At 41.2% G+C, this 12,362-nt stretch carries 6 protein-coding genes and 2 pseudogenes; 4 read left to right on the top strand and 4 right to left on the bottom strand.

The features are described 5' to 3' along the window. Positions 1-624: pseudogene (locus MICAI_RS14835) on the top strand (transposase); the annotation flags it as partial. A 297-nt stretch (positions 625-921) separates the two neighbouring features. Here MICAI_RS14835 and MICAI_RS27195 read toward each other — a convergent pair. Continuing rightward, positions 922-1,078 (bottom strand): annotated as a pseudogene (locus MICAI_RS27195) (IS30 family transposase); the annotation flags it as partial. A gap of 268 nt (positions 1,079-1,346) precedes the next feature. On the opposite strand from MICAI_RS27195, the gene MICAI_RS14830 reads away from it, so the two are divergent. After that, positions 1,347-2,132: an SWIM zinc finger family protein gene (locus MICAI_RS14830; RefSeq protein WP_008203492.1), complete on the top strand. Its 786-nt coding sequence runs from the start codon at positions 1,347-1,349 to the stop codon at positions 2,130-2,132. Between the two features lie 262 nt (positions 2,133-2,394). Here the strand turns inward: MICAI_RS14830 and topA are convergent, their stop codons facing one another. Further along, positions 2,395-5,031 carry a type I DNA topoisomerase gene (topA, locus tag MICAI_RS14825; protein ID WP_008203491.1) on the bottom strand — a complete coding sequence of 879 codons (2,637 nt, stop codon included), beginning with the start codon at positions 5,029-5,031 and terminating at the stop codon, positions 2,395-2,397. A gap of 429 nt (positions 5,032-5,460) precedes the next feature. Between topA and MICAI_RS14820 the strand changes: the two genes are divergently transcribed. After that, a complete protein-coding gene (locus MICAI_RS14820; RefSeq protein WP_008203490.1) occupies positions 5,461-6,075 on the top strand; it encodes a DUF938 domain-containing protein in 615 nt (204 codons plus the stop codon). 307 nt (positions 6,076-6,382) lie between these two features. Here MICAI_RS14820 and MICAI_RS14815 read toward each other — a convergent pair whose 3' ends face one another. Next, on the bottom strand, positions 6,383-7,438 hold the full coding sequence (locus MICAI_RS14815) for a Fe(3+) ABC transporter substrate-binding protein (RefSeq protein ID WP_008203489.1): 1,056 nt from the start codon (positions 7,436-7,438) through the stop codon (positions 6,383-6,385). 445 nt (positions 7,439-7,883) lie between these two features. On the opposite strand from MICAI_RS14815, the gene MICAI_RS14810 reads away from it, so the two are divergent. Further along, positions 7,884-8,261, top strand: a complete 378-nt coding sequence (locus MICAI_RS14810; RefSeq protein WP_008203488.1) for a hypothetical protein — start codon at positions 7,884-7,886, stop codon at positions 8,259-8,261. 1 nt (position 8,262) lies between these two features. Here MICAI_RS14810 and MICAI_RS14805 read toward each other — a convergent pair whose 3' ends face one another. Continuing rightward, on the bottom strand, positions 8,263-12,114 hold the full coding sequence (locus MICAI_RS14805) for a DUF3110 domain-containing protein (protein ID WP_008203487.1): 3,852 nt from the start codon (positions 12,112-12,114) through the stop codon (positions 8,263-8,265). Positions 12,115-12,362: the final 248 nt, after the last annotated feature.

Below are 12,362 nucleotides of genomic sequence, written 5' to 3'. Positions count from 1 at the left end.
GGAAAGATAGAAAACTAATTGGTTTTTATAATCGTCTAGGAAGAGGGAGAAAACCTAAATTGATAGAAGCACAAGGTCAACAAGTTGAAGAACCGAAAAGCTTAAAAAAAATCCAGATAAAAATTGTAGAAGAATGGAAATTAACCGTAAGCAAAGACACGATAAAAAGACTCATAAAAAAATCAACATGAGGTGGAAAAGGGTGAGAAAAGGGGTCGCCAAAACGTCTGATGAGTGGGAGATTGAGGTCAAACTACCTATTTTAGAAGAACTCAAAAAACAGGAAAAAAGAGGAGAGATTGAGATAGGATATTTGGATGAAATGGGATGGGATTCAAAGCCTTGTATTCCTTACGCTTGGCAAGAAGAAAAAACCACGATTAAGTTGCCACCAATTGAAGGTAAAAGACTAAATATTTTAGGAATAATGAAACGAGATAATCAATTATTTTATGAGATACAGGTCGGAACGGTTACTAGCGAAATTTAATTGAAATATTATGGAGATTTTTAAAATATGAATGGATTGAATTTAGCACCTATAAAGACCGAAAGAGCCTCCTCGCTTACGTTAAAAAAGTGCTGGACAATTTTGGAGGCGAGTATGTAATTAATTTTGCCTAGGTACTTACTTACTTTTTTAAAAGGTTGTTTTCAGTTTTTGCGGCGAGTCTCACTCTCATACTAAATCCTGTTTAAAAAGTATAGGAAAGTGGGAAGTGGGGAGTGGATTTTTAAAGTTCGATTGGGAGTTAATCACACTATTAAGCTGTTCGTAATTTAAATTGCCTGTTGAGATGAGGCAAGAGGCAAGAGGCAACAGTAAAGGGATTTGGGGAGATTCGGCTAATCTAAGAATAAGCGATTTAAATACGTCTTAGCCTAAAAACCGATTTAGTATCAGCTTGTGCTATACCTTTGTAGATAGCATCCGCAGGAACTCTGATTCCTTCTTAATACTTGCTCAGGTGGTGCTTTGATGACATAGGATCAAGACGGCTATTTGTCGTTGAGATAAATTTTCCTCTTGACTAAGTTGGTAGAGCAACTTTCTTGGTTCTAAGTAGGTGGGTGGAATTAAATATAAAATAAACGTAGGTTGGGTTGAAGCATGAAACCCAACGCCCGCATGGGTTACGCTACCGCTAACCCATCCTACAAATAATTGTGCCTACCTACTTATGTTAAGATATTGAGGGCTTCGTTTTTGGGTCTGATTTGTTGTTGTATTGATCAGACTATACCTGATGAGCCTTTCCTAGTAAAGCCTCTAGGGTGATGCTTTTCCTTTTTGAATTGGCGTTTTTGTTGGTAACGAAGCTGATAAGCGGTAGGGTGAATAAAAAATGACAGAACAAGCTTGGTGGGTACAAAAATGGTTAGAACTCCTCGATTCCTATCGCTTTAAAAAACGCTTGGAACGAGCCAGACTGTACGCAAGAGAAGGCAATGTTTTAAGTATTGACTTTGAAGACTCGCAAGTTATTGCCAGAGTACAAGGCAGTGAACCAGCGCCTTATATAGTGGATTTATCCCTAGCGGCCTTTAGTGATGAAGAATGGGACTATATTATTAAGCTTCTCTCCAAAAAAGCCATTTATTCTGCTCAATTACTCACCGGACAAATGCCCGATCATATCGAGCGTATTTTTATCGACAGTGGGGTGAATTTATTTCCCTTTTCCCTGGCCGATATTCGCTCCCGTTGCACCTGTCCCGATCAAGCCAACCCCTGCAAACATATAGGAGCAGTATATTATCAATTGGGCGATCGTTTTAGCGTCGATCCCTTCCTGCTGTTGCAACTGCGCGGCCGAACCAAAAGCCAAATTCTGGAAGCTTTACGGGAAAAACGCTCCTATTCCTCTGATAATCAACCTTTAGCAGTCAGTCAACCCTCCGCAGTAGTCGAAAAAACTGCCCCCGAAAGTGCTATCGATCGCTTTTGGCAGTACGATGAAGAGCTAGATCCCTCCCTAGTCGTAATTACGCCGGGGAATGAAAATCAAACCATTCTCGACATTTTAGGCAATTTTCCCCTGGCTGCTCCCGAATCCGATGCCATAGAACAATTTTTAAAACCAATTTACCGGCAAATTCCCCAAGAAGCGATGGCGATTGCTTTACAGTAGGGGAATTTGAGGTATAAGTAGCTGGTTATAATTAAATTAAAAATGGATTTTACGTTCGATCCCCCCTGCCCCACTTGATAAGGTAGGGTTGATTCATGAATCAACCCTACCCTTGATAAGGGTGGTGTCTGATAATTTTTAACGCCTACCTACTTAGGATCAGCCTAGTCAAAGTGGTGCAGAGGACAAAAAAGCCAACCGGATTTGTCGCCGCGTCGGGGTGAGGAATTAACCATGGAGAAAATTGCCTCACCACTAACTGCTAAACCTTCTTACTTTTGCTGGTTTTACTACCCGGAGAAGTAGTTTTTTTGGTGGTGCTAGAAGTAGTTTTCTTGGTGGTGGTTTTCTTGGCAGTAGTTGCCTTGGCCGCTAGGGCCGACAAAGCTTGTTCTAGGGTGAGGGTTTCGGCGGTTTCGCCTTCGGGAATTTTGGCGTTGGTCTTAGCGTGTTTGATATAAACTCCGTAGGGACCCTCGTACAATGCCACCAATTCCCCGTCGTCGGGATGTTTGCCCAATTCTTTTAGGGGTGGTTTGCCCGAACCGCGGGTGCTGCGAGCTTTTTTCGGTTCGGCTAATAGGGCCAAGGCGCGATCGAGGGTGATGGTTAGGATATCATCGCCGGCTTTGAGGGAACGATATTCTTTTTCTTTGCCTTCTTCGCGAACTATATAGGGACCGAAGCGTCCTAAACTGGCTTTGATTTTGCCTCCGGTGAGGGGATCGGTTCCCAGCAGTCGCGGCAGTGCTAATAAACCCACCGCTTGTTCGAGGGTGATATCGTCGGGTTTGACTCCTTTGGGTAGGGAGGCGCGTTTGGGTTTGGGATTGTCGTCGCTGACATCTCCTAACTGGACGTAGGGACCATAACTACCGACGAGCAGATAAATGGGTTCTCCGGTGTCGGGATCAAGACCGATTTTATCGGGACCTGCGGTTTTTTGTCGCAGCAGGGTTTCTACCTGTTCGGGGTTGAGGTCGGCGGGGGTTAAATCGGCGGGGATGGAAGCGGTGAGGATTTGATCGTCTCGGGAGACTTCCAGATAGGGACCGTATTTGCCGATCTTGATAGTTGCCTGTAAATCCTCTAAAATCACCGATTTGGCGGTGCTAGAGTTAATTTGACTCTCGCGCTCTTTTACTTGGCTTTCTAGCCCCTTTTCGCCGCGATAGAAGCGATCGAGATAGGGCAACCATTGAGCGGAACCGGTGGCGATATCGTCGAGGGTTTCTTCCATTTTTGAGGTAAATTTGGGATCTACCAGGTCGGGGAAATGATTTTCTAACAAACTAACCACGGCAAAAGCGGTGAAGGTGGGAATGAGGGTTTTATTCCGCATTTGGGCATAACCGCGATCGATAATTGTGCCGAGAATGGTGGCGTAGGTGCTGGGTCGCCCGATTCCTTCACTTTCGAGGGTTTTTACGAGTGAGGCTTCGCTATAACGGGCGGGGGGTTGGGTATCGTGGCTAATGGCTTCTAGTTTGCGACAATTGGGGGTATCACCGACGCTGAGGGGGGGTAGGATGATTTCTTGGTCGTCGATGGCGGCTTCGGGATCGTCGGAACCTTCCACATAGGCGCGGAAAAAGCCGGGGAAGTCGATTCTTTTGCCGGAGGAGCGAAATCCGGCATCTTCCACCTGAATATTGACGGCGATCTGGGTAATACGGGCATCGGCCATCTGTGAGGCGACGGTGCGTTTCCAGATTAGGTCATAGAGGGCGAATTCTAGTCCGCTCAGACCAGTTTCCCGGGGTAGGCGAAAGCTACTGCCGGCGGGCCGGATGGCTTCGTGGGCCTCCTGCGCTCCTTTGCTTTTGGTGGTGTATTGCCGGGGTTGGGGACTGAGATAGTTTTTGCCGTACATTTGTTCTACACAATTGCGGGCGGCGGTGATGGCCTGATCGGAAAGATGGACGGAATCAGTCCGCATATAGGTGATGTAGCCCTGTTCGTAGAGATTTTGGGCGATTCGCATGGTGTCCCTGGCGGATATGCCTAGTTTCCGGTTAGCTTCTTGCTGTAGGGTGGAAGTGGTGAAGGGGGGGGATGGTTTGCGAGTGGTGGGTTTTTCTTCGGTGTGGCTAACGCGCCAGATTTTGTCTTGGATGCGTTCTTTTAAGGCCGCCGCCGTCGCTTGATCTAAGAGTGTCACCTGGCGACCGGGGAGCAGTCTGCCGGTGTCGGCATCGAAATCGCTCCCATTTGCCACTTTTTGACCGTTTAAGGTGACTAATTTCGAGTCGAATTGATTTTTGTCCTTTTCTAAAGTCGCTTTCAGGTCCCAATAATTGGCGGTTTTAAAGGCCCGTCGTTCCCGTTCCCGTTGCACGAGCAGACGCACGGCTACGGATTGCACCCGGCCGGCGGATAACCCTTTAGAGATTTTTTTCCAGAGTAGGGGGGAGAGGGTATAACCGTAGAGGCGATCGAGTATGCGGCGGGTTTCTTGGGCGTGAACTAAATTTTCGTCGATGGAGCGACAATTTTTCAGGGCGGTTTGGATCGCTTCTTTGGTGATTTCGTGAAATACCATCCTTTTGGTGGGTATTTTCGGGTTGAGTACCTGCAAGAGATGCCAACTGATGCTTTCCCCTTCCCGATCTTCGTCGGTGGCAAGGATCAGTTCGCTGGCCCCTTTGAGGGCTTCTTTTAATTCTTTGACGATTTTACTTTTGGTTTTGGGGACGACGTAGAGAGGATCGAAATCGTTCTCCACATCCACGCCTAAGTTAGCCCAGGATTTGTCTTTCTGGGCGGGGGGAATTTCTTCGGCGGAGGCGGGCAGATCGCGGATGTGGCCCATGGAGGCTTGGACTCGATAGCCGCTAGGCAGATAATTACTGATCGTCCGAGCTTTGGTGGGGGATTCGACAATAACCAGGGTTGACATAGGAATTGATCACGAGGGCATGGCCACAGCGACTGTTTTAGTTAGACTGACCATCTTTGTTTGATGATGGGCAAAAGTTACTATTTATCTTGACCGGCTTGATTCCAGTCAAAAGCCACTTACTACGATAATAGAGATTAAAGCTGGTGTTTTGTCACTAACTTCTTAATAAAACTTAATATTTTTCCAGAGCAGCGATCGGACTCAAGGCACTGCCAAGGGTAATATAATCTGTTTGAGGAGTGGTAATTATGAATTATGAATTGAAGAGAAGGGAGAAGGGAGAAAAAAGCTGATCACTGATCTAGGTTACGCTTCATCTTTAGGAGAAACGCTGTAGTTATACTAAATCCTGTTATTAAAAACTGATTATTTATTCCCCCTTTTGCCTCTCCTCATAACTAGCCTGTACTCAAAGGATTTAGTATTATGTCTGATTTACGTCAATACGCTCCAGCAACAGAACGCAATCGTCAGCCGATTTTGGAAGTTCTCAGCCAATTTTTACCGAAGACTGGGAATATCCTAGAAATATCTAGCGGCACGGGTGAACACGCTGTTTTTTTTGCCCCTCGTCTTGCTCCTTGTCGTTGGATTCCCTCGGATTGTAACCCTCTGGCTCTAGATAGTATTCGCAGTTGGTGCGATTATTGTCCTAGTTCTAATCTCGATCGCCCCCTATTTATCGATGTTCATCAGTCAGTTTGGGCGGTAGAGAAGGAAAATATTGTTATTAATGCCATTGTTAATATTAATATGATTCATATCGCCCCTTGGTCCGCTTGTTTAGCTTTAATGGCAGGAGCGAGTCGCATTCTCAGTCCAGGGGAAATTCTCTATCTTTATGGTCCCTATAAACGACAGGGAAAACATACTTCTCCTAGTAATGAAAGCTTTGATCTTTCTCTCCGTTCTCAAAACTCTGCTTGGGGAGTTAGGAATTTAGAAGATGTGGTGCAAGCAGCGAGCGATCGAGGTTTACAATTGTTAGAAGTAATTCCTATGCCCGCTAATAATCTCTCGGTTTTATTTGCCTTAACATAGCAATTATCAGTGAACAGTAATCGGTAATTAGCTTCTAAAGGCAAAAGGCAAAAGGCAAAAAAAAGAATCTGGCAATTCTCCTACCTAAAAAGAAGGTTATAAACTAAGTACATCCAAGCTTTTAGCTTAACCAATTAAGTAGGGAGGCACAATTATTTGTAGGATGGGTTAGCGGTAGCGTAACATAATCGGGCGTTGGGTTTCATGCTTCAACCCAACCTACGTTCTGATCACTGAAAAAAGCTCCCCACTTCCCACTTCCCACTGATAACTGATAACTGATAACTGATAACTGATAACTGATAACTTACTTCCAACCAGCGCGATTCATTACCTGTACTGCTTTGGCTAAATTAGGACCATAATTAGCCACACTAACGGTATCTTCTTTCCCGCGTCCGAGTTTTGCCAGAACAGGATCTAAAGCAACGCCTCGAACGACGGGATATTCTTGATTACCCTTAGCAAAAAAGTTCTGTGCTTCATTGCTAGAAAGATACTCTAAAAATTTAATTGCCGATTCTCGATTGGGGGCAGTTTTAATTAAACCACCACCGCTAATATTAACGTGAGCGCCGCGCCCTGTTTGGTCGGGGAAAATTACGCCTACTTGGTCATAAATTGCCCGTTTAGCGGGGTCTTTTTCTTCGGCATACCCAGCTAAGTAATAGGTGTTAGCTAGGGCTAAATCGGCAATTCCTGCGGCTACAGCTTCGATTTGTGCCTTATCATTTCCCTGGGGTGAACGAGCAAAATTAGCCACTAATCCTCGACACCATTTTTCTGCGGCCGCTTCCCCTTGGATGTCGATTAACCAAGCGGTAAAAGATTGACTATAGATGTTACTAGATGACCGGGTGACGACTTTTCCTTTCCATTTGGGATTGGTTAAATCTGCATAGGAATCGATTTCTCTGGGGTTAACTCTGTCTTTGTTGTACATAATTACCCGCAAGCGTTTACTAAACCCGAACCAGTGACCTTTGGGGTGACGCAAATTAGCGGGAATTCTTTGGGTGAGAATGCGGGAATTGACCGGGGCAAAAATTCCCTGTTGGTCGGCCCGCCATAATCTCCCCGCATCTACCGTCAGGAGTATATCAGCAGGACTATTGCGGCCTTCGCTTTTGATTCGTTCGATTAATGGGTCCGCTTCCCCTTCCACGAGGTTAATTTTTATTCCCGTTTGTCGGGTGAAGTTGTCATACAATCGTCGGTCGGTGTTGTAGTGACGGGAGGAATAGAGGTTTAATTGGTTAGTTTGGGCAGAAACCTCGTTTATTTTCCCTAATTGACCCACCGCTAGGGCTAAGGTGGCTGTTCCTGCGCCTAGAAAGACTCTACGAGTTATTTTATCGTTCATTGCTCGATTCTTGGTAAAGTTGTCTTTTCCTATTGTACAGCTATTGAGAATAATTCTTATCTGTGCGAAAAATTATTTGTTGGGCTAGGGCGGTAGATCGGGTAAAATCTAGCTAAAATCAGGGTTTTTGGTTTTGATGGGGCTAATAAATCCTCGAATCTATCGCTAGTTAAGTTCAATAAGCCCAAAATGTTACCCTAAGCTCGATCGAGGGTATTGTGGAATGAGAGCATCTCAAAAGCTATTGACAATTAGCCAATTTTGTGATCAGTTTATTTCTGGGTAAGCAACCCACATAAAGTTCATTTTGTCAAAGATTGTTAAGATGCTCTTAACATGGATCAGAGAAGAGAAATTGACCACTTAACACTGTCTATCAAAAACTATCGATAGATAGCAAAATAGAAACTATACAATTAGTATTGTCTGTAAATAAGAATAACCTATGGATATTGAATCAACTAAAGTTACTCCTGAAGAAATTGCCCAGTTTCGCGCTGAATTGGCAGAGGATTCTAACGCATTAGGAGATATTGACTTAATTGAGCGGTGTGATGGCGATTTGGAGTATGCTGCTATGAGATTAGCAAGGCGTTCAAATATTGATACAGTGAGAGCAGATGAAGATAATTTTTGGCAACAAGCTATCACCCAAGCACGTCAATTAATATGTCATGACCGAGTTAAAGATGATTTAGCACCTAATATATTAGGTGGATTAGTTGGTTTACTTGCTACTTCTGGTAATCCAGTTTTGGTAGTGGTAGCAACTCCTCTCGCTATTCACGTTTTTAGGGAAACATTAGACAATTTTTGTGATTAGTTTAGATACCTGATGCGGTAAAAGCAGCCCAATAAAAAGGGTTATTGAACAGCTTATAATTAAGTTCAAACCCTTTTATTCTAATTTGTTCATCTTCAATCATATCCATCAATCGATTAAATTCTTTTGATGTTAATTTTTGTTGCATTGACTTGACAATTTTTAGGCAACTATCCAACTGATTAAAGTATTCTTGTACGGTTAAATTCTGTAACCAGTTTTGAGCTTGTTTTAGGGCAACTGGTACAGAAACTTGCTGATTCTCATCAAATAAAATCTCATATAATTTAATCATCAAGAAGGAGGTTGATAAGTCATTAACTGTCCATAAACTACTGACAACACTGGGACTTCCTGCAAACAGAAAACCACTGGGTAAACCGATATATTCATCGCTGATAGAGTTTAAATCAATTAAGCCAGTTTCGCAAGCGGAAAGGGTGATAAGGCGACATTTATTCAAGCGCAGTTCAAAGATTTCGCCTAATGTTAGGGGTTCTTTATTGGCTAAAAATAAGGCGGATTCAAGAGGGTTAGCTTGGTTAAAGCTTCCATGACAGGAGAAATGATAACAGTGGTTATCTGAGGATTTGAGATGGGGAAGAACAGCGTTTTTAGTGGCGTTATCTTGGGCGATAACTTGAGGTTCAGTAAAGAAAGTTGAGAGGATATTAACTTCTAAGTCAGTGTAAGATAAGTCTTTAGTGGGGTTTTGAATAGCGAACAGTTTATTAAACTCGGAATGGTGAAAAGTTTGGGAGATTTTTTGCAAGATTTGACAACTAGGGGCATATTGTACGCCTTTGGGAAATAAATCTTGTAATTCTGATCCCCCCGTTGCCGACTCCCCCCTTTTTAAGGAGAGTTGTGGGGGATCAACAGGTAAGGCGTGTAAGGGTAAGATATGCAGAAACCAATGGGGGATAATAATTAAGCGTTGACAAGTATCGGGAATGAGGGCAAGAATATCATTAATATGCAGAGTATAAGCAAAAGTATGTAAGAGGTTAGACAGTTGATTTCTCCATTCTTGCTTGCCATTTTTGGAGTAGTAAAGCTGTAGATAATTTTTGATTGTATCAAATAATTGCTTTACATCATCCTCGGAAGATTGCCAAACTTTAACCTCTCCCTCAGCAGACACGACAAAAGCGAGTATTTTCTCTACTGTAATGTACCATTGCAGCAGACAAGTTTCGGCATCAGTTAAAGCCTGAATCTCTGTAAATGGGATCGGCTCAACTTTTTGAGTGAGGCTAAAGAGAGGATCTTTAATTTCTCTTGCAATAAAATTATCTAAGTCTTGTTGATATTCTTTCAGATAACTGTGATCTGGAACGTAAGGAGTTAAGTTATCACTACGCATTAAATTCTGATTAATGCTTTGATGTTGTAAGCGAATTTGTTCATTAACAACTCTTTGCTTTAATTCATTTAATTGGGCGACAATTTCTTGACTAGCGCCTTGGGGGTGTAGGTTTTTCTGGGTGATTAATTCCACCAGATTACGCCCTTTACTGCGTTCGATATATTCTAATGCCTTCTCAGGCTGATTGAGGTTAAGATGCGCCTGTACAATGCGATGGAAAATATCAATAGCGTTAGATAAAACCTCTTGGCGACTTTGGGGGTTTAATGCTTCTAAGCGGGCATTTTCTACCGCTTCAATAGCAATACTATAACCCTCAATTGCAGTTTCCCAATCTTCAATAAGTCTGGCGGTATCTCCAAGATTTTGTCCTGTATTTGCACACTTTAAGGGAAAATCTGTCGGAGTAGCAACTTTTAAACATAAGCGAAAAGCCTCTATAGCTTGAGAAATTTGATTAAGATTTATGTAAATTAACCCTAGATTATTTTGTGTGGCAGCCCACCTTTCAGGAAACGCATTAAACGTAAAAACTTTTAGAGTTTCCTTGGAGTGATAGATTGCTTTTTTCAGATTATTTTCTCTATTTCCGTATTTTCTTTCAGAATACAATTGAGCTAAATTTCCCTGAATCATGGCCCATTCAACACGGTGATTGTCATAAGTATAAACTTGTAGTGCTTCAATTAATAGGCTTTTAGCCATTTCTTGGTTTTCGCTTAATTCTCCTTCAGTTCTATATAAATAAACCAATGCTAAACCATTTTTTATGTATGCCCAATCATAAGGAAAAAAATTAATTGTAAAAACTTGAAGAGATTCAGTATAATGCTTTATTGATTCTTTTATATTATCGCTTTTATTTCCTTGTATTCTGTATTGGTAGGCATCACCTAAAATCATTTTTGTAAATGCCCAAGCATAAGGATAGGCTGTTAAAGTTATCACTTTAAGAGATTCATTGCAAAAGTTAATAGCCATTTCAATATTATCAGCTTTGTTCCCTTTGATTCTATCTATGTAAATGTTCCCTAAAGCATTTTGATTCATTGCCCATTCATAAGGGTAAGCATTTAATGTTCTTACTTTCAGAGATTCAGTGTAACACTTGATTGCTTCTTCTATATTATTAGCTTTATTACCTTTAATTCTATGAAAATAAGCATGGCCTAAATTATATAGAGTTGTTGCCCAATAAAATGGAGAACTCTTAAAGGTATAAACTTTTAGAGATTCATTAAAAAATCCTATCGCTTCTTCGATATTATCTGCTATATCACCTTTTATTCTACTAACATAAGCATTTCCTAAATTATTTTTTGATATTGCCCAGTCATAAGGAAAATCATCAAAATTAAATACCGTAAGGGAAATTTTATGAAAAGTAATGGCAATCTCTTGATTAATAGAAATATTACCCAGAGGAAATTCTTGAAATTTATTGCCAAGATTTACTAGAAGCATTGCACTATATTGAATTGTCTCTTTCTCAAAAGTTGAAAATTTGTTTATTCCCCAATCATTTATTACTTCTATTAAAGAATTGTCTAATTTATCTAAGTGTTTTTTAAGAAAACAATTAAAAGATGCAGAAGGTGCGGAACTTAGCTCTAATAATTTTATAAACAAGTCAAAATAACTTTGAGGTTGAGTTGCTGAATTGATAATTTTAACCTCGTATAAATCAAATAATTTTGGTAATCCTTGTTGAGCTAGAGTAGTAATTACTCGTGATATTTCTTTTTGTTCTTCGTTTTCAAGCTGCTGTGCAACACTCATCATTGTTTCAAGTAATTCTTCACCTAACAATTCTAAATTTTCTTCTAATACATGAATTAATAATTGAGCAGTTTTTTCGTCATCTTCCGAAGCTGTAGACATTATTTTCTCAATTAGCTCTAAATACTCTATTTTTAATGAAGATTTTGAGTCATTAAGTTCTGATGTTGCTTGATTAAAAATTACACCTTCTCTGGGAGGATTTCGATTTTCTCCTTCTGGCACTAAATCCCAATCATAACCCTGCTGCTGACAAAATCCCAAAATATCCTCATATTCTACAGCTTCAACACTCGGTACAGGAAAATTCTGCTCCCCTAATTGTTGTACGAAAGTAGCCGCATCTTCTTGAGACTCAAACAGTAATATTTTGTGATTATCATCTACACTTATAGTATGAATACCCTCATTATCTGTTCCCACATTGTAAAGCAGCACATAAACACTATTAGGTACTTTTGTATCTGGAGTTATTTCCTGAGATAATTGATCTACAGCTGTAATGTCTTGAATTGTCTGATGTGTGGATTTATCTGAAGAACGAGAACGGGAAGATGAGTTTAAAGATTCTATTTTCCGTCTAAGTGGTGGAAAGATTAGCATTAAAATTCCCAAAGGAATACCAATAAAGATAATCGACAAGAGAATTATAAAACTTCTCAAAAGTCTGCCTAAGAGTCGTAAAATCATTGAGAGTAATCGCATTTACTTATCTCCTATCTTTATTGATATTAAATCACAGGGATGATAGCCGAGAGAAATCCTAGTCAGTCAAATAATCAAAAAAATCATAATTTAGACAGGATTGGGTGCGTTGTTCATTCATAGCGTGGCAGATGGGGAATTGATGGGTAGGGGCGAAGCATTCGGATATAAAATCTAGGGTTTCAGTGATAGATTATGCACGAATGCTTCGCCCGTACAGGGATTGAATGGGGAGATTATCGTAATTC

Source organism: Microcystis sp. T1-4 (genome assembly GCF_000297435.1).
GTDB lineage: Bacteria > Cyanobacteriota > Cyanobacteriia > Cyanobacteriales > Microcystaceae > Microcystis.
The sequence above is the reverse complement of the archived record's forward strand: the minus strand, read 5'-3'. Positions and strand labels throughout refer to the sequence as shown.

Coding starts and splice junctions, on each gene's coding strand:
- MICAI_RS14830 (WP_008203492.1), top strand. CDS start 1,347: ATGACAGAACAAGCTTGGTGGGTACAAAAATGGTTAGAACTCCTCGAT.
- topA (WP_008203491.1), bottom strand. CDS start 5,031: ATGTCAACCCTGGTTATTGTCGAATCCCCCACCAAAGCTCGGACGATC.
- MICAI_RS14820 (WP_008203490.1), top strand. CDS start 5,461: ATGTCTGATTTACGTCAATACGCTCCAGCAACAGAACGCAATCGTCAG.
- MICAI_RS14815 (WP_008203489.1), bottom strand. CDS start 7,438: ATGAACGATAAAATAACTCGTAGAGTCTTTCTAGGCGCAGGAACAGCC.
- MICAI_RS14810 (WP_008203488.1), top strand. CDS start 7,884: ATGGATATTGAATCAACTAAAGTTACTCCTGAAGAAATTGCCCAGTTT.
- MICAI_RS14805 (WP_008203487.1), bottom strand. CDS start 12,114: ATGCGATTACTCTCAATGATTTTACGACTCTTAGGCAGACTTTTGAGA.